Origin of the sequence: Streptomyces ochraceiscleroticus (assembly GCF_000720485.1) — a bacterium.
In the GTDB taxonomy this organism is placed as follows: Bacteria; Actinomycetota; Actinomycetes; order Streptomycetales; family Streptomycetaceae; genus Streptomyces; species Streptomyces ochraceiscleroticus.
In genome coordinates this window covers 102,670-120,099 of record NZ_JOAX01000001.1, presented here as the reverse complement: position 1 = coordinate 120,099, position 17,430 = coordinate 102,670, and the positions used below count along the sequence as shown (strand labels likewise).

At 72.5% G+C, this 17,430-nt stretch carries 14 protein-coding genes; 6 read left to right on the top strand and 8 right to left on the bottom strand.

The genetic code is table 11. The annotated features are described in order from the left end of the window. Positions 1-2 precede the first annotated feature (2 nt). The 4 genes from IG84_RS0100560 to IG84_RS0100545 form a co-directional block, all read right to left on the bottom strand. A complete protein-coding gene (locus IG84_RS0100560; protein WP_031049777.1) occupies positions 3-461 on the bottom strand; it encodes a copper chaperone PCu(A)C in 459 nt (152 codons plus the stop codon). Beyond that, complete coding sequence (locus IG84_RS0100555; RefSeq protein ID WP_031049774.1) at positions 458-1,114, bottom strand: SCO family protein; 657 nt, start codon at positions 1,112-1,114, stop codon at positions 458-460. Before IG84_RS0100555 ends, IG84_RS0100560 begins: the two co-directional genes overlap by 4 nt. A 168-nt stretch (positions 1,115-1,282) precedes the next feature. After that, positions 1,283-2,050 (bottom strand): YcnI family copper-binding membrane protein, encoded by a 768-nt coding sequence (locus IG84_RS0100550; RefSeq protein ID WP_051861203.1) that lies wholly within the window; start codon positions 2,048-2,050, stop codon positions 1,283-1,285. Between the two features lie 136 nt (positions 2,051-2,186). After that, positions 2,187-3,185 carry a hypothetical protein gene (locus IG84_RS0100545; protein WP_245659180.1) on the bottom strand — a complete coding sequence of 333 codons (999 nt, stop codon included), beginning with the start codon at positions 3,183-3,185 and terminating at the stop codon, positions 2,187-2,189. A gap of 603 nt (positions 3,186-3,788) precedes the next feature. Between IG84_RS0100545 and IG84_RS0100540 the strand changes: the two genes are divergently transcribed. The 4 genes from IG84_RS0100540 (at position 3,789) to IG84_RS0100525 (ending at position 9,675) form a co-directional block, all read left to right on the top strand. Next, the gene (locus IG84_RS0100540) at positions 3,789-4,274 is read left to right on the top strand and encodes an ATP-binding protein (RefSeq protein ID WP_031049765.1); all 486 of its coding nucleotides are present in this window, start codon (positions 3,789-3,791) and stop codon (positions 4,272-4,274) included. A 305-nt stretch (positions 4,275-4,579) separates the two neighbouring features. After that, positions 4,580-6,556, top strand: coding sequence for a tetratricopeptide repeat protein (locus IG84_RS0100535; protein WP_245659192.1), 1,977 nt, complete (start codon positions 4,580-4,582; stop codon positions 6,554-6,556). A gap of 81 nt (positions 6,557-6,637) precedes the next feature. Next, on the top strand, positions 6,638-8,785 hold the full coding sequence (locus IG84_RS0100530) for a tetratricopeptide repeat protein (RefSeq protein WP_031049760.1): 2,148 nt from the start codon (positions 6,638-6,640) through the stop codon (positions 8,783-8,785). A gap of 155 nt (positions 8,786-8,940) precedes the next feature. Next, positions 8,941-9,675, top strand: coding sequence for a TetR/AcrR family transcriptional regulator (locus tag IG84_RS0100525; RefSeq protein ID WP_063761724.1), 735 nt, complete (start codon positions 8,941-8,943; stop codon positions 9,673-9,675). Between the two features lie 37 nt (positions 9,676-9,712). Here the strand turns inward: IG84_RS0100525 and IG84_RS0100520 are convergent, their stop codons facing one another. Beyond that, positions 9,713-11,188, bottom strand: a complete 1,476-nt coding sequence (locus IG84_RS0100520) for an aminopeptidase P family protein (RefSeq protein WP_031049754.1) — start codon at positions 11,186-11,188, stop codon at positions 9,713-9,715. 186 nt (positions 11,189-11,374) lie between these two features. Beyond that, complete coding sequence (locus tag IG84_RS0100515) at positions 11,375-12,949, bottom strand: PP2C family protein-serine/threonine phosphatase (protein WP_031049752.1); 1,575 nt, start codon at positions 12,947-12,949, stop codon at positions 11,375-11,377. A 645-nt stretch (positions 12,950-13,594) separates the two neighbouring features. On the opposite strand from IG84_RS0100515, the gene IG84_RS0100510 reads away from it, so the two are divergent. Next, positions 13,595-14,302, top strand: coding sequence for a bifunctional DNA primase/polymerase (locus IG84_RS0100510; RefSeq protein ID WP_031049749.1), 708 nt, complete (start codon positions 13,595-13,597; stop codon positions 14,300-14,302). Between the two features lie 354 nt (positions 14,303-14,656). Next, complete coding sequence (locus IG84_RS41985) at positions 14,657-15,382, top strand: hypothetical protein (protein WP_245659179.1); 726 nt, start codon at positions 14,657-14,659, stop codon at positions 15,380-15,382. Positions 15,383-15,588: 206 nt separating this feature from the next. Here IG84_RS41985 and IG84_RS0100500 read toward each other — a convergent pair whose 3' ends face one another. Together IG84_RS0100500 and IG84_RS0100495 are read right to left on the bottom strand one after the other, a co-directional pair. Then, positions 15,589-16,566: a DUF5926 family protein gene (locus tag IG84_RS0100500; protein WP_031049741.1), complete on the bottom strand. Its 978-nt coding sequence runs from the start codon at positions 16,564-16,566 to the stop codon at positions 15,589-15,591. 200 nt (positions 16,567-16,766) lie between these two features. Continuing rightward, positions 16,767-17,381 (bottom strand): ATP-binding protein, encoded by a 615-nt coding sequence (locus IG84_RS0100495; protein WP_078648519.1) that lies wholly within the window; start codon positions 17,379-17,381, stop codon positions 16,767-16,769. Positions 17,382-17,430: the final 49 nt, after the last annotated feature.

The following is a 17,430-nucleotide window of genomic DNA, read 5'->3' as shown; positions in this document are numbered from 1 at the left end:
CCCTACTGGTGCCCGGCGTGCTGCGGGTCGTAGTTGGTGGCCTTGACGGGCAGTACGGCCTTGATCGGCTTCGCCTTGCCGAAGTGCAGCTCGACGGAGACCTTGTCGCCGTTCTCGGGCTTCTTCTTCAGTGCCATGAACATCAGGTGGTTGCCGCCGCGGGAGAGCTTCAGCTCGCCGTGCGCGGGGATGGCCAGCGAGTCGACCTGCTCCATCTTGGCGCCGGAGGTCCGGTGCATGGTGACGTCGTCGGAGAGGTCGCTGGTGACCGAGGTCAGCTTGTCGGCGGTGTCACCGTTGTTCTTGATGACGAGGAAGCCGCCGGCCATGTCCTTCATGACGGGCTGCGGCATGTACGCGCCGGAGACCTTCAGCTCGGGCGCGCTGTCCCCGCCGCATCCGGCGAGGGCGAGTCCGGCGGTGGCGGCGAGCGCGGCGGCGAATGCGGTACGGCGGTTCACGGGTTCTGCCCCTTGATGATCTTGGGAAGTGCGCGGGCGTAGTCCTCGGGCCCCGCGTCCTTCATGCCGAGCCAGTGGATCCTGTCGTCCTTCGGGGAGGCCATCAGCACCTGCAGCCCGTGGTCGACGAGGATGTCGCCGTTCTTCTTCTTGACCGGCTTGGAGACGCCGACGTTCACGGCCGAGGCGGCGCCCTGGATGGTGGCGAAGTCGCCGGTCAGGCCGACGATGTCGGCGCCGAAACCGTTCAGCCAGGACTTCAGCCGCTCCGGGGTGTCCCGCTTCGGGTCGGTCGTGACGAAGACGATCCGCAGCTTCTTCTGCTCCGCCTTGGGGAGCTGCTTGCGCGCCACGTCGATGTTGCCCATGACGGCCGGGCAGGCGTCGGGGCAGTGGGTGTAGCCGAAGTAGATCAGCGTCGGCCGCCCCTTGGTCTCCTTGATCAGGTCGTACTTCTTGCCGTCGCTGTCCGTGAGGACGAGGTCCGGCTTCTCCATCGCGTCGTCGAGCGTGACGACCGGCTTCGACTGGGCGCCGGAGACGCTGGCGGCGGGGCCGCCGCCGTCACCGCCGCTGTCGCTGCCGCAGGCCGAGAGGGTGAGGGCCGCGGCCGCCACGAGGGCGGCGGCGGCGAGCTTGGGTGTTCTGCGCATTGCTCAGTGGTATCCCGTAGATCCGTTGTGGAGGCCGATATCCGTTGTGGGTGCCGGCCGGGCGCACCGCCCCGGCGTCCCGGGGCCCGCTGGGGGCCGCGGGGTGGCCGGGGCGGGCGCGCCGTGCAGGCAGGAAGGAACCGGCCGGCTGGTCCGAGTACGACCGGTTCAGGTGGTGCGGCGCCGCCCCGCGAAGAGGCCGAAGCCGACACCGATGACGCCGACCACGATGCCGACCACGCCCAGTACGCGGGCGGTGTTGTCGGTGCCGTCGGCGGCGGTGGTCGTGCTGCTCTTCCCGGCGTCCGCGCCGCCCTTGGCGTCCTCGGCACTTGCCGGGTCCGTACCGCCGCCCTGCTCAGCGGCGCCCGCGTCGACGAGCTTCAGTACCGGCGCGGGGTTGTCGGGCTCCGGCGCGCCCTCCTTCGCGGGCTCGATCCAGCGCACGACCTCCTTGTTGTCGTACGTCTGCAGCGCCTTGAAGACGAGCTGGTCGGCGTCCTCGGGGAGGGCGCCGAGGGAGACCGGGAACTGCTGGAACTGGCCGGGCTCGATCTTGCCGCCGGTCCAGGTGATCTTGGTGACGGCTTCCGTGAGCTTCTCGCCGTGCGCTTCGACCGGCTTGTCGAGCTTGGTCTTGGTGACCTTCACGTCCCAGCCGGGCACCGGCTGCGGCATCGCGGACGCCAGCGGGTGGTCGGCGGGCAGGTCGACCTCCAGCTTCACGGTCGAGGCGTTGTCCTGCTCGTTGGGGACCTTGAAGTTCACGGTCGCGTAGTCGCCCTTGGCGGCCTGGCCCGGCTGGATGGTGACGTGCGCGAACGCGGGGCCCGCGAGCAGCAGGACGGTGCCCGCGGCGGCGCCGCCGACGACGGGAAGGCGGCGCAGGACGGTACGGCGCCGCGAGGGGCCGCTGACGGCGGTGTTGTGGGACATGGTGAGGACACTCCTCAGACAGGAGGGACAAGGGCTGTGGCTGAATGCGCGCATGCGGCGACGGCACGCCGACGGCAGCCCGCCCGGAACGCGTCCGGGCCCCGGTCCTGCGGGTGTACTGGTGCTGCGCGTGACGTCAGGCCGCGAGGGCGAAGCGGGGCGGCCCCCGCCTGACGACACTGTGCTGGAGCACGAGCTCTTCGGGCCGGGCTTTGTCATGCCCGTACGAAACGGAGGCGCGCGGAGTAGTGTCCGCGGCGCCCAGGAGCCCGGCGCACAGCGCGCACACGAGGCGCAGCGCGGTACGCAGTGCGCCGAGCAACGCGGCCGTTACGGCCGTCGCGGCCTCCCGCGCGGCAGGCGCGGACAGCCGTACGAGCCGCCACAGCGCGGCCTCGCCGCGGCGCAGCAGCCAGCCGGCGGCCAGCGCCGCGAGCAGGTGCCCGAGCAGCATGGGCAGCGAGGGCAGCAGCCCGACGAGGGAACCGAAGTCGAAGTGGTGCACGACGGCGGAGAGTCCGGAGCCGGTACTCGTCGTACCGTGCACCGCCATGTCATGCCCGGCCGTGCCATGCCCGGCCGTGCCATGCCCGGCCATGTCATGCCCGGCCGTGCCATGCCCGGCCATGTCATGCCCGGCCGTGCCATGCCCGGCCATCTCATGCATGGCCATGCCGTTCCCGGCCGCGTCGTGCGCCGCGTGGGTGGCCGCCCCGGGGCCGATCCCGGCCCCGGCGAGGATCTCCCGTGCCTCTGCGGCGTCCAGCCGCCCGGTGCCGAACCCGCAGGTCATCTGGCGGGCGAGCCCGATCGCGGCGCGGTCGCTCAGGCCCTGCGCCCCATCGGCAGGAAGCTGTACCGCCATGCCGCGCTGCCCGACCATGAAGAGCGCGTGCAGCGCGAGCTGCCCGAAGGCGAGGGCGACGGCGATGCCCGGCAGCGTGCGTTCGCGGCCGGCGAGGGGGACGGCGACGGCCAGTACGCCGACGCAGCCCGCGCCCAGCGTCCACAGCGGGACGGTGGCGCAGGAACCGATCATGTGTCCCGCGGCGGCCAGCGCAACGCAGGCCGCGGTGAACACCGCGGCCCTGAGCAACCGCAGATCGGCCGCGGCGCGCCCCTCGGGAGAATGCATGGCGGGCGCCATCATCCCACTGCGCGTACCGGACGCATACGGCAGGGCGGGCGCTCCCGGACACCGGCCGGGGTAGGGCGTTGAGTACCCGCCCGGGTATCCGGTACCCGGCGGGGTATAGGGAGAAGAAGAGCGAACGCGCGCGGCCGTCCAGAGGCCGTAGCCGCTTCCGGACATTCCGGCGCCCGCCGAACGGACGGACCGGCGCCGGCTACGGGCATCCAGACGGCCGTGCCGCGCACGCTTTCGCGCGGGTGTTCCCGACCGCCCGAACGTCGACAATCAGTAGAAAGATGCAAACGGTCTTAGACGGACAGTAAGCGGTTTCAAACGGTCATCCGATGCGGGGCGCACATGCCCCGTGACCAGGGCGGTCGGCACGGCAGCGCTCCGTGTGCCCGGCGAACCCGCCGGAGATCGGCCGGAGTCCGGCTACCGCAATTGCAGGGGCGCGCGCAGGGGCGCGCCCACGGGCCTTTTACACCGGTACGCTCAATGGCCGCGTCCGCCGAATGGGCGGAGTCACGTCAAACCCACGCTTACCGACCATGGTGTGCGGCAATACGTATCGATATGTCGAGCCGCGGCCAGGAGGCTGGAGCGATGAGCATCTGGTGGTCCCTCCATCTTCGGCGGGAGGCAGCGAGCGTGCCGCTCGCGCGCCGGCTGCTGCTGGGGACGATGGAGACCGCGGGCGTCGACCCGGACGTCTGTTACGACCTCTCGCTCGCCCTCTCCGAAGCCTGCGCGAACGCCGTCGAGCACGGTGACGGCGCCGCCGAGGAGTACCGCGTCACGGCCTTCATCGACGGCGACACGTGCCGCATCGAGGTCACGGACTCCGGTCCGGGATTCCAGGACCGGGCCTCGGGCCCCGGGCCCCACGACCGTTCGCCGCGGACGGAACCCACGGTGCACCGCCGACACGCCCCCGCCCCCGCCCAGGCCGAGCACGGACGGGGGCTCTTCTTGATCGAGGCCCTCACCGACCAGGTCCGCTACCGCAACCGGACCGGCCGCCGGGGCGCGGTGGTCAGCTTCGACAAGATCCTCAAGTGGCGCGAGGGCGCCCTGCTGAACATGTCCTGACGGCCCCGCCCGCCGTGATCTAGTCTGATCCGAACTCCCTTGCCACAGCGGGCGGGAGAGCCGGAGGGGGAGCAGTGAACGGCGGCGCAGGACCAGCGAACGGCGGCAACGACGCGCGGGCCGAGGGCCACAGCCGCATCTACCAGGCATCCGGAGATCAGCACATCATCGAGAACCACTACTACGGCGGTGGTGGCGGTGGTGGCGGCCAGGACAGCGCCGGAGGCGCATGGTCCGGCCTGGACTCCGTCCGCTGGCCCTCCGTGGGCCGCGCACCATCCGTCCTGCGCGACCGCACCGAACTGATGGAGCGCCTGCGGGCCTCGGTCGGTCCCGACGCCCCGGGCAGCCAGGTGTACGTACTCCACGGCCTCGGCGGCTGCGGCAAGACGGCCGTCGCGTACACCCTCTTCCAGTACGCGACGGGCCCAGCGGGCCGCATCGGCCTGTGGGTCAACGCCTCGGACACCGCCTCCCTCCGTACAGGCATGCTCGCGGTCGCCGCCGACCGAGGCGCGAACGAAGGCGAACTGACCGCCGCCCGCAGTGGCCTGCGCGCCGCAGCCGACCTGGTCTGGGACCACCTGGACCGCTCCGACCGTCCCTGGCTCCTCGTCCTGGACAACGCGGACGACCCGGCGGTGTTGAGGGACGGCGGCTGGCTGCGGACGAGTCCGCGGGGCACGGTCCTGGTCACCACCCGCCAGGCGGCCCGCCACTGGTGGCCCGGCGCGGAGCTGTTGCAGTTGGGCGTACTCCCCCGCGAGGACGCCGCCCGCGTCCTCTGCGACCTGGCCCCCGAGGCCGGTACGGAGGAGGAGGCCGCCGAGGTGGCCGACCGCCTCGGCCGACTGCCCCTGGCCCTGACCCTGGCGGGCGGCTTCCTCGCCCACCAGGTCATCGATCCCTGGACGATGGCGCAGTACGGCGCCAACCTCGACGGTGACGAAGGCACCGACCCGATCGACCTCCTGGACCAGGGAGCTCTGGCCACCGGCGACAGTGACTCCCGCCATCTGATCAGCAGCACCTGGCAGTTCTCCCTCACGGCCCTCGAACGCCAGGGCCTGCCGGAGGCCGTCACCCTGCTCCGCCTGCTCTCCTGCTGGTCGAACGACCCGCTCCCCCTCTCCCTCCTCTCCGGCGTCGGCATATCCGCCGACCTCCCGCCCCACCGCGTCGAGGTGTCCCTCCGCGGCCTCCTGGACCAGTCCCTGACCGAACTGGTCGGGGGCGGGGTGCGCTGCGTCCGCACCCACGGCGTGCTCCTGGACAGCGTCGCCCGCACCATCCCGCCCGAACAGCGCGAGGCCCTCGCCGCCACGGCCGCCGGTCAGCTTCTGAAGGCCCTGCCGGAAGTACCCCAGCGCGGCGCGCCGGACCCCCGCACCACTCTCCTCGTACCGCACGCGGTCGCGCTCCTGCGCCGGATCGCGGCAGGGCCGGAGGTGAGCGGGCCGACCGTCGAGGCGGTCGCCGAATCGCTGCTGCGGCTGGTGACGGCGCTGCACCGGGCGGGTGACTACGCGCCCGCACTGACGGTGGTTCAGGAGGCGGTGGAGCGGGCGAGCCGCCGGCTCGGTGCGGACGATCCCACCGTCCTGCGGCTCCGGGAGCGCATGGGCCGGGCACTCTTCCGCCTCGGCCGCTACGCGGAGTCGGAGGCGCTGCACCAAGAGGTGCTCGCCGACCGTGAGCGCGTCCTCGGCCCGGCCGCGCCGGACACCCTCACCAGTTGCATGGCACTGGCTTACCCACTCCAGCCCCTCGACCGGGTTCCCGAGGCCATGACGTTCGTCCGCCGCGCGGTGGCCGGCCGGACCGCTGTACTGGGCCCCGACCACCCCCTGACCTTCCTGGCCCGGGCATTCCTCCTGGACGTACCGAACGGCCCGGAGCTCGAAGCGGAGGCAGACAACGCCGCGTCCCTCGTCGCGGACTGCCACCGGGCCCTCGGCCCCGACCACGCCATCACCGCGACCTGCGAGGCGTCCTGCGCGCGCGGCCTCTTCTACGCCGGCCGCCCTGATCAGGCCCTCCCCGCCGCCCGCAGCGCCGTCGCTCTCGCCGAACGCCTCTACGGCTCGGACTACTGGCTCACCCTCAACACCCGCTCCCTCCTGAGCTCCGTCCTCGACGCACTCGGCGAATCGGCCGAGGCGATCGCACACGGCGAGGCCGTCGTCGAAGGCCGCGCCCGGACACTCGGCCCGACCCACCCTTGGACCCGCGAGGCCGAAGATTTCCTGGCCGACTTCCGCGAGAGGCGGGAAGCCGAGTAAATCCCCGCTGTACGTGGCGGGTTCACCGACTTAGGCTGAACCCCCGTGTCGTACGGGGGCATTGGGGCCGGAGGGGGAACGGTGAACGGCGGCAACGACGCACGGGCCGACGGCCGCGGCCGGGTCTATCAGGCGTCCGGTGACCAGCACATCATCGAACACCATCACCATGGCTCCGAGGGCGGTGCCGGCGGCCCGGGCGGTGGCGGTGTGTGGTCCGGCCTGGACTCCGTCCGCTGGCCTTCGGTGGGCCGAGCCCCGGCGGTGCTGCGCGACCGCACGACCCTGATGGCCCGCCTCCGGGCATCCGTCGCCCCCGATGCCGGCGGCCAGGTGTACGTACTCCACGGCCTCGGCGGCTGCGGCAAAACGGCGGTCGCCTACGCCCTCTTCCAGTACGCCACCTCCGAGGCGGGCCGCATCGGCCTGTGGGTCAACGCCTCGGACACGGCGTCCCTCCGTACGGGCATGCTCGCGGTCGCCGCCGACCGAGGCGCGGGCGACGGCGAACTGACCGCCGCCCGCAGCGGCCTGCGCGCCGCCGCCGACCTGGTCTGGGACCACCTGGACCGCTCCGACCGCCCCTGGCTCCTCGTCCTGGACAACGCGGACGACCCCGCGGTGTTGAGGGACGGCGGCTGGCTACGGACGAGCCCGAGGGGGACGGTCCTGGTCACCACCCGCCAGGCCGCCCGCCACTGGTGGCCGGGCGCGGAACTGCTCCAGGTGGGCGTGCTCCCGAAGGCGGACGCGGCGCGCGTGCTCTGCGATCTCGCCCCGGCGGCCGGCACGGTCGAGGAGGCCGAGGCGGTGGCGGAACGCCTGGGCCGCCTCCCACTGGCCCTCACCCTCGCCGGCGGCTTCCTCGCCCACCAGGTCATCGACCCCTGGACGATGGCCGAGTACGGCCGCAACCTGGACGGCGGCCACGGCGCCGACCCGATCGACCTCCTCGACCAGGGTGCGGTCTCCGCGGGCGCGGACTCCCGCCACCTGGTGAGCAGCACGTGGCAGTTCTCCCTGAACGCGCTGGTCGCCCAGGGCCTCCCCGAGTCCGTCACCCTCCTCCGCCTCCTCGCCTGCTGGGCGGGCGACCCGCTCCCCCTCTCGCTCCTCTCGGGCGTCGAGATGGGCGACGCACTCCCGAGGCGGCGAGTGGAGGTGGCCCTGCGCGGCCTCCTCGACCAGTCCCTGACGGAGGTCGTCCCCGGCACCGTCCGGTGCCTGCGGACGCACGGGGTGCTGCTGGACAGCGTGTGGCGCGGGACGTCGGCCGACCAGCGCGATTCGCTGGCGGCGACGGCGGCCGGGCAGCTGCTGTCGGTACTCCCGGAGGTCCCGGAGCGGGGAAGGCCGGACCCCCGGACCAGTCTGCTGGCACCGCACGCGGTGGCGCTGCTGCGACGGGTGGTGGAGGGGCCGGACGTTGGCCGGCCGACGGTGGACTCCATTGCGGAATCGTTGCTGCGACTGGTCGTGGCCCTGCACCGGGCCGGTGACTATGCCCCGGCGCTGACCGTGGCGGAGAAAGCTGTGGAACTGGGTACGCAGCAATTGGGCGCGGACCATCCGTCGATTCTGCGGCTCCGCGAGCGGGTGGGGCGGTCCCTCTGCAGGCTCGGCAGGTTCGAGGAGTCAGAAGCCGTTCATCGCCAGGTGCTGGCGGACTGTGAGCGGGTCCAGGGACCCGCCGCGCCGGACACGCTGACGTGCAGCCTCGGTCTGGCTCGCCCCGTGAACGTACTCGGCCGGAGAGAGGAAGCCGTGGCACTTGCACGGCGAGCTGTCGCAGGCCGGACCACCACGCTGGGACCCGTTCACCCACTGACGCTGATAGCGCGCTCGCATCTCTTGTCCGTGCACCCCGAGCCGGAGGCTGGGGCGGAGTTCATGGCGGACTGCCAACGGGAGCTGGGACCGGAGCATCCGATCAGTGTGGGGGGCGCCCTCGATCATGCCTTCGCGCTGTTTTCCCTCCAGCGGACGAGTGAGGCGCTCCCCGCTGCTCGGGAGGCGTTGCGATTGTTCGAAACGAAATTCGGGGTCGACTACCCGATCACCCTGAACGCCGGTGCCTTGCTGAGCCAGGTGCTGGAAGCGCTGGGCAAGCACGCTGAGGCGCTGGGACAGGCGGAAGCCGTCGTCGAAGGGCGGATGCGCGTACTTGGTCCGGAGCACCCGTGGACGGTGACGGCGCAGGAACGACTCGCCCGCTTTCGCGGCGCGTAAACCGCGCCCCAGGCGCGCCCCCATGCCGAGTCCCCCGTGCTCGGCGTCCCCCGGTGGGCGCGCCTCAGGGCGCACGCTGCTAACGCGAAGTGACTCGCGTTAGCGGTCTGGACAATACTTGTTGTGATCGATCGCTGGCAATCCGGAGTGCCTTCATGAGCACAGCGCAGCACCCCCCGGGCCAGGCCCGCCCCGGGGGCCGTACCGCACGTACCCGTGCCGCCGTGCTCGCCGCCGTCTTCGACGAGCTGGGGGACAAGGGGTTCGCCGCGCTGTCGATGGAGGGCGTCGCACAGCGGTCGGGCGTGCACCAGGCGACGATCTACCGCCGCTGGCGCACCGTGGAGGGCCTGGTCTGCGCGCTGCTGACCGAGCGCTCCGGCAGCATCCCGGTGCCCGACACCGGCACCCTCTGCGGCGACCTGCGCACGCTGGCCCGCGGTATCGGCGCGTTCTACGAGGACGCGCGCAACCGGGCCATGATCGAAGCGGTGGTCTCCGCCGCGGCCCGCGACCCGTGCGCCGAGGAAGTGCTGCGGGAGTTCTTCGACGACCGCCTGGGCGTGGCGGGCGTCATGGTGCGGCGCGCGGTGGACCGCGGCGAGCTGCCGCCCGGTACGGACGCGGAGGCGGTCGTCGGCGCCCTCGGCGCGCCCTTCTACTACCGGATGCTGATCGTGCGCCGGCCGGTGGACCTGGAACTCGTGGAGCAGGCCACCTTCGCGACGTACGCGGCGGCCAAGGCGGGCGCGTACGTCCGTACCGCCGATGCCCAAACGAGCGAAGCCTTACCCCAACCCGCCGAAGCGCAAACCGGGGAAGCCCACACCGGCGAAGCCCAACCCGGGAAAGCGCAACGGGTGGGCGTTCAGGAGAACGCCCACCCGTGAGTGCGCCGGCCGGCAGACCGCCGGCCACCGGCGCAGGTCAGCCCTTAACGCGCGCCATCCACGCCTCGACCTCGTCCGACCGGCGCGGAAGCGCCGCCGAAAGGTTTCGGTTGCCGTCCTCGGTCACGAGGATGTCGTCCTCGATACGGACGCCGATGCCGCGGTACTCCTCCGGCACGGTCAGGTCGTCGGCCTGGAAGTACAGCCCGGGCTCGACGGTCAGGACCATGCCGGGCTCGAGGATGCCGTTGACGTACGACTCGGTGCGGGCGGCGGCGCAGTCGTGGACGTCCAGGCCGAGCATGTGACCCGTGCCGTGCAGGGTCCAGCGGCGCTGCAGGCCCAGCTCCAGTACGCGCTCGACCGGGCCCTCGACCAGGCCCCACTCCACCAGGTGCTCGGTGAGCACCCGCTGCGCGGCGTCGTGGAAGTCACGGAAGCCCGCACCCGGCTTCACGGCCGCGATGCCGGCCTCCTGCGCCGCGTACACCGCGTCGTAGATCTTGCGCTGGAGGTCGGAGTAGCGGCCGTTGATCGGCAGCGTGCGGGTGACGTCGGCCGTGTAGAGGCTGTTCGTCTCCACGCCGGCGTCCAGGAGCAGCAGGTCGCCGGAGCGGACCTCGCCGTTGTTGCGGACCCAGTGCAGGGTGCAGGCGTGCGGCCCCGCGGCGCAGATCGAGCCGTAGCCGACGTCGTTGCCCTCGACGCGGGCACGGAGGAAGAACGTTCCCTCGATGTAGCGCTCGCTGGTCGCCTCGGCCTTGTCCAGGACCTTCACGACGTCCTCGAAGCCGCGGACGGTCGAGTCGACGGCCTTCTGCAGCTCACCGATCTCGAAGTCGTCCTTGATCACGCGCGCCTCGGAGAGGTACACGCGCAGCTCTTCGTCGCGCTCGGCGGTGACCTTGTCGGTCAGCGCCGCCTCGATGCCGGCGTCGTGGCCGCGTACGACGCGGACCGGGCCGGTCGCCTCCTTCAGGGCATCGGCGAGCTCGCGCACGTCCTTGCAGGGCATGCCGTACAGCAGTTCGGCCTCGGTGAGGCTGTGGCGGCGGCCGACCCACAGCTCGCCCATGCCGTTCAGCCAGAACTCGCCGTTCTCGCGGTTGGAGCGGGGGAGGCGGTACAGCGTCGCGTCGTGCCCGTCCGCCCCGTCCGCGCGCGGCTCCAGGACGAGGACGCTGTCGTCCGTCTGGTCACCGGTGAGGTAGACGTACTCGGTCGCGGCGCGGAAGTCGTACTCGGTGTCGTTCGAGCGCGTCTTGAGGTTGCCCGCGGGGATCACCAGGCGCTCGCCGGGGAACCGGCGGGAGAGCGCGGCGCGCCGCTCGGCGGCGTTCGCGGCCTGCTCGATGGGCTGCAGGTCGCGCAGCTCCGTGTCGGCCCAGCCGGACTTCATGTTGTCGGCGAGCTCATCGGAAACGCCCGGGTAAAGGCCGTTCTTGCGCTGCTTGATCGGCTGCTCGTCGCCCTCCGGGGTCTCCGGGGGCTGCGGGCTGAGCTCGTCGGTCACTATGCCTCCTCGTTAAGACTGAACCGTTCTCCATCGTATGTGCGGACGGAAAGCGGGCCAGAGGCGGGAAGCTGTGACTTCTCAGGTCTTACGGCCTTGAAAGGTGAGCCGTAGGGCGCTGCCGCAGGGTCCTACGGCGAGCCATGGGGCCCGGCCGCAGGGCCCTCGTACGCCGTACGGGCGCCCTCACCCCTCGAAGTGCACCGCCAGCAGGACCACGTCCTCGGGCGAGCCCGGGTCGGTGAGTCCCTGCGGCAGCATCGCCCGTACGACGTGGTCGACGAGGGCCTCCGGGTCCTGGCGTACGGACTTCGGCAGACCGGCCGCCGCGGCGTGCAGCCGGGAGAAGGCGCGGTCCACCGGCTCCCCGGTGCGGTGCAGCAGCCCGTCGCTGTACAGAAGAAGGGTTTCTCCGGGGAGCGGTTCGAGCTCCACGCTCGGCGCCTCCCAGCACGCGAGCATGCCCAGCGGCGCGGACAGCGAGGTCTCCACGAACTCCGTGCGGTGCTCGCCGATGATCAGCGGCGGGCAGTGGCCCGCGCCGGCCAGCACGATCTTGTGGGCCGGCGGCCCGCCGAGCGGATCGGCCACCGGCGGCTCGGCGAACGCGAACAGCGCGGTCGCGCTGCGCGCCGGCTCGGTCAGCCGCAGCAGCAGTTCGAGGTCGGAGAGGACCGCGACCGGGTCCTCGCCCTCCATGACCGCGTATGCGCGGAGCGAGGCGCGCAGCCGCCCCATCGCGGCGACCGCGCTCGGCCCGGAGCCGGTGACGGAGCCGACGGACAGGCTCAGCGCGCCGTCCGGGAGCGGCAGTGCGTCGTACCAGTCGCCGCCGCCGTACGGCCCGGCGGCGTGCCGTACGGCGAGCCGGACGCCGGGCGCCCGCGGCAGCCGGGCGGGCAGCATCTCGGTGCGCAGGGTCTGCTCGGCGTGGCGTCTGCGGTGCAGTTCGATCAGGCGGGAGACGTGCCGGGTGGCGTAGGCGCGGTACAGGGCGAGGAGGCGGCGCCCGCGTTCACCGGGCTCGGCGGGCTCGTCGTAGAGCCAGACCACGGCCCCGAGGGGACGGCCGGCTCGCTCGGTCCCCTCGGGGCCGTCGGCCGACGGGTCGGTGATCAGCGGTACCGCGTAGCTCGCCGCGTACCCGAGACGCGCGGCGACCTCGCGCAACCGGGGGTCGAGCCCGGGGTCGCCGGCGAGATCGGGCTGCGCGAGCTCGGTGGGGACACCGGTACTCGGACGGGGCAGCGGTGGGGTGCTCCCACCGGGCAGCGGTTGCTCCACGACGCCCGCGTCCGGGGTGACGGCCGTACTTCCCTCCGCGCCGGCTCCCGCTTCCGCCCCCACGTCCGCGTCGGACGCCGCCCCCAGCCCGTCCAGGAGCCGCCCCAGCGGCATCGCGCGCCGCGGGACCGTCTCCAGGTGGCCGATGTCCGCGGGGCCGAGGCCGAGGCCGACGGTGGTCTCGGGGCCGAGGCCGTCGGGCGGTTCGAGGGTGACCAGGCCGCGGCGGGCGCCGACGAGCGCGGCGCCGGCCCGCAGCAGTTCGTGGAGCGCTGCCTCGAGGGTGTCCGTACGGGCCAGCCGGCCGGTGAGGTCGTGGAGAGCGGTGAGGTCGGAGAGGCGGGCGGCCAGCCGCTCATGGGCGGCCGCGAGTTGAGCGAACGGGCGGGTTTCCGGGGCGGCAGGGGCCGCAGTGTGCGCCGGGGCCGGAAGAGTGGGTTCGATTCCGGCCACTTTCGGGACGTGGGGGGTCGTCATGGCCGGCGGCTTACGTCGGCCCGGGCGTCATCCGAGGTGGAAGCGTCGTCCGGGGAGGTTCGCGGCGGTTTTGTGCAGGCATTTGTCCGATGTGCCCGCCAGTCGTTCACACTCAATAGCATCGCAAACCCCCATGTCATGCTGCTCCGCTATCAATGGGATCCACATGTACACGCCCCGTTGTTGCGTGTCCAGCATTGCCCTGGTGAGGATTATGGTGTCAGTGTGGCGAACAGGTTGGCCGAAAAATAGCCCCTGGAAGGTCAATTTGCGGTCGACTGACGGCGATCAACAGCGCGTCATCTCCACCATGGGGGTACGTACTCGGATAGGTGCGGGGCCAGTTGGGGCCGTGCCGGAACTCTCCGAAGGGCGCGGGCGTCTTACGCGGTGACGACCGGGCCGCACCCCCACGTGGCGGGATTGCACCACAGGACAGGCAAGCGCCATGCGCGCGCCACCCTCCGCCATGTTCCACGCTCGGCGTACGGCGTGATGCGCTGCCTTGTACGCGCAGTGATGACTGATCCACGTGACACGTGGTGTGATCCGCGCCCGGCGCGGCGGCGCACCGCACAGCGGCATGAACCGGCATGTAGTGCGATGGACATGGCCCTCGGCGTTTACGGAAAGGAACGAGCGCTCATGCGCGAGATCCTCGGAAGGCGACGCAAGTTCCAGCTCCGGCGCGGCGGACGATCGGCACTGCTCGGCGCGGCGCTCCAGTGCGCCACCGAGTGGCACTGGCCCGTCCTCCCCGGCGTCGGCCTGCGTTCGGGCGGCAAGGCCGCCCGTGGTGCGCAGCAGCAGCGACCCTGCGGCTGCCCCGACCCGGACTGTGCGGTGCCCGGAGCACATCTCTTCGACCCCGGCCTGCTGGCCGCCACGACCGACGCACGGATGGTGCGCTGGTGGTGGACGAACCGCCCGGACGCACCGGTCGTCCTGGCCACGGGCGGGAAGGCGCCCTGCGCCGTGAGCCTGCCGGCCGTGGCGGGCGCGCGGGCGCTCGCCGAGCTGGACCGTACGGGCGTGGCGGTCGGCCCGGTCGTGGCGACCCCGACCCGCTGGACACTGCTGGTCGCGCCGTACTCCCTGCCGGAGCTGGGCGAACTGCTGTACGCGCAGGACCTGGTGCCCAGCTCGCTGCGCTTCCACGGAGAGGGCGGCTACGTCGTCCTGCCGCCGTCGCAGACCGGCGCGGGCAAGGTGCGCTGGGAGCGCCCGCCGGCCGCGCGCGCCTCGGCAGCGCGCTCCGGCGCACCTTGGCTCCCGGACGTCGCCACAGTGGTGGACGCGCTGGTGGAGGCGAGCGCGGGCGCCCCGGGCGGCGGCAGCCGGCTCGCGTACTGACCGCACGCCCGCTCCCACACCCCCCACAGCACGGTTTCGGGCGCCGCGGAACAGAAGCGTTTCAGTCGCCCGGCACCGCCCACTCGTCCCTCTCACGGATGTCACGGCGCGCGGAAGATTCACTCGTACGGGTGTGAGCGAGGCGTCCATTCTCGGGAATCGGGTGTGAGGCCCCCGGAAGGGCGCCCCGTACTCGATATGTTCGGCCCACCGTCCAGCCGTTCGGGGTGCCCGGCGGCTCTCCGCATGTGTGTCGCGGAGGCCCACCGGACTTCCCGGAGGCGTCTCCAGAGCCCGTGCGCGCTCCCCCGGTCACCGGGGCGGCCCGCGTGCTCTCAACCGCAGGTGGGTCCCATGGTTCGCGAGTCGAACGTCCGTATGATCGCGCTCGCGAGCACCATCGCGCTCGCCCTCACCCTGCCGCTGGCCGCCGCAATCGCCGGCCCCTCGGAGCCCGGCGAACCGTCGCCCGGCGCGAAGCCGTCCGCGTCGTCGCAGTCCCGCGGCGAGGCCGCCGGGCGGACTGCCGGGCAGGCCGGTGAGCTGCCGCCGGGCACCCCCCGGGGCTCGGCGCAGGACGCCCCGCTGCCCGGCCGTCACGGGCCCCCGCAGGACGGCGCCCGGCACAGCACCATGGCGGGGAACGGCGCGGCACGGAACGGCGACACGTCCGGCGCCCTGCTGAGGAACCTCGGGCTCGGAAGACTCAGCGAGGATGCGGGCGACGGCCGCACCGCCCGCTGCGGCCCCGAACTCTCCTCGCCGCACGGCATCCGTGCGCAGACCTGCGTGGTGGCCGAGGACGGCCGCACGAGGGGCGTCCTGTACTACCGCAACGCCTCGGGCGGCCCGCTGCGCGCGGTGCTGACCCTGATGCGGCCGGACGGCCGGACCGTACAGACGCACTGCGCGCTGTCGGCGGCGGACGAGCCCGGTACGTGTGCGACGCCGTCCGGGGCGACCGTGCGCGGGAGTGCGCCGTACGCGGCGATCGCGGAGATCGCAGACGTACGGAGTGATCAGCTGCTGCTGCGGGCGGGGAGCAACTCCGCGCCGCCCGAAGCGGATTCGGCCCGCTGAGCGAGCCCGGTCCGAAGCCGGACCGGGTCCGGACATGGAAGCGCCCGGTCGCTGGCGACGGGGGATGCACCAGCGACCGGGCTCCTAGAACGGTAACAAGAGATCGGCCGTTCGCAAATTCGATCGCGAAATTCCGGACGCTTATTTACCGGTGAGTACGGTCGGTGTGACAGGAGTCACCGCAAACGTTTCAGGCGCGGTTACTGTCAGCTCAGCGTCACCTGACGGTTGGTGAGCCCGCCGCGCGCCCGGCGCTCGGCCGGCGTGAGGGGCGCGTCCGCGGCGAGCGCCTCTGCCAGCCGCTCGCCGAACTCCGTGGCCGGCTTGGTGATCTCTTCTGCAGTCAGCTCCGTCGGCAGGTCCCATACCGGTACGACCAGGCCGTGCGCCCGGAACGAACCGACCAGCCGGGTGCCCTCGCCCAGCGAGGAGGCGTCCGCGGCGTGCAGCCGGGCGAGCGCGTCCAGCAGCTTCTCCTCGGGGTGGTCCATCACCCAGCGCAGGTGGTTCTTCTCGCCCGCGTCGCACCAGTACGCGCCCGGGAGGCCGGCCAGGCGGGCGGTGGGGAGGGCGGCCGCGTTGGCCCGCTCCAGGGAGGCGGTGACCTCGGCCGTGGCGTTCTCGGCGTCCTCGATCCAGAACTCGAAGCCGCTGTGCACGGTGGGCTCGAAGGCCGCGTCCTGGTCCAGCAGGTCCTGCAGGCGCGGGCCGTCGGCGGGGGCGCGGCCCGCCGCGACCGGGGTGCCCGGATCGGCGGCCAGCGCGCGCCGGAGCGTGTCGGCGAGGTCGCGGCTGAGGTCGCCGGACGCGGTGTCGTTCTGCAGGCCGAGCAGTACCGAACCGTCGTCGCGGCGCAGCGCGGGCCAGGCCATCGGCAGTACGGTCGCCAGCGTTACCGAGGGCACGCCCTCGGGCAGGCCGCCCTTCAGGGACAGCGCGGCGGTGGCGGCCGGTACCAGCTCGCGCAGCGCCACCCAGTCGCACTCGCCCGGCAGGCCCTCGAAGGGGCGCTGCACCAGCTCGGTCACCGCGTGCGCCGCGGCCCGTCCGTGGCATGCCTTGTAACGGCGGCCGGACCCGCAGGGGCAGGGCTCGCGGGCGCCGACGACCGGCACCTCGCCGTCCGTGATCTGCGGGTTCGACGTGGTTGCCGACTTGGTCTGGGGACGGCGCTTCTTGCCCATGGCGAGGGGTTCTCCTGGTCGTTCCGACGCGTATCGGCGCGAGCCTAGGGCATGTGCCGCGTCCTGGCCCGGCCTTGACGCCGGCCACGGGTGCCGGCGTCGGCCATGGGTCCCGGCCCGGCGCCTGCCATGGGTTCCGGGCGCCGCGCTGGGGCCGCGAGCGCCGTGTACGAGCCCCGAGCGCCCGCACACGCGGCGCGCTACGCCGGCTCGTCCAGATCCGCCAGGGCCTTCGTCAGTTCGGCCGGGAGGCCGGCCGCCAGCTCCATGCGGGTCGCGAACGCGTCGTGCAGCGACAGCGTCGCCCAGACCGTGACCTCGCCGTGCCCGTCCCGTACGCCCCAGTCCTTGGCGAGCGAGCGGATGATGGCCAGCCCTCTGCCACCGCGTGCGGTGACCGAGGGAGTGGCTGGAAGTGGTCGGGTCGGACCACCGCCGTCGGTGACCGAAACCGTCAACTGACCCCGCGCGTCGATGCGCCAGGCGGCCCGGACCGAATTGCCTTCGCCATCCGGTGAGCCGTCCGCGCATATCGGACGCGCATGTCTGCAGGAATTGCTGAGCAGTTCGGAAAGAATGAGTACGGCGTCGTCGACGACCGTGTCCTGAACTCCGCTTGTCAGCAGCTCATCGCGCATTCGCCGCCTGGCCGAGCCCACGCCCGCAGGACCATGGGGTACGGCCATGGTCGACGACGTCGGCACCTCCTGTGCCACCACCAACGCCACCCCCGAGACCTCCTTTGCCCCACGCCACGGGATGAATGCCCCATGGCGATGGACCGGAAACCGGCCAATCCGTGTCCGGTGACGCACTTGGGACGATCAGACACGGTCTGAATGCGCCGGTGCACTCCCTGTGAAC

Bases quoted from the DNA above. Each gene is read 5' to 3' on its own strand.
- IG84_RS0100540 (WP_031049765.1), top strand. From the start codon at position 3,789: ATGAGCATCTGGTGGTCCCTCCATCTTCGGCGGGAGGCAGCGAGCGTG.
- IG84_RS0100525 (WP_063761724.1), top strand. From the start codon at position 8,941: ATGAGCACAGCGCAGCACCCCCCGGGCCAGGCCCGCCCCGGGGGCCGT.
- IG84_RS0100545 (WP_245659180.1), bottom strand. From the start codon at position 3,185: ATGCATTCTCCCGAGGGGCGCGCCGCGGCCGATCTGCGGTTGCTCAGG.
- IG84_RS0100555 (WP_031049774.1), bottom strand. From the start codon at position 1,114: ATGCGCAGAACACCCAAGCTCGCCGCCGCCGCCCTCGTGGCGGCCGCG.
- IG84_RS0100510 (WP_031049749.1), top strand. From the start codon at position 13,595: ATGCGCGAGATCCTCGGAAGGCGACGCAAGTTCCAGCTCCGGCGCGGC.
- IG84_RS0100550 (WP_051861203.1), bottom strand. From the start codon at position 2,050: ATGTCCCACAACACCGCCGTCAGCGGCCCCTCGCGGCGCCGTACCGTC.
- IG84_RS41985 (WP_245659179.1), top strand. From the start codon at position 14,657: ATGGTTCGCGAGTCGAACGTCCGTATGATCGCGCTCGCGAGCACCATC.
- IG84_RS0100535 (WP_245659192.1), top strand. From the start codon at position 4,580: ATGGAGCGCCTGCGGGCCTCGGTCGGTCCCGACGCCCCGGGCAGCCAG.
- IG84_RS0100515 (WP_031049752.1), bottom strand. From the start codon at position 12,949: ATGACGACCCCCCACGTCCCGAAAGTGGCCGGAATCGAACCCACTCTT.
- IG84_RS0100500 (WP_031049741.1), bottom strand. From the start codon at position 16,566: ATGGGCAAGAAGCGCCGTCCCCAGACCAAGTCGGCAACCACGTCGAAC.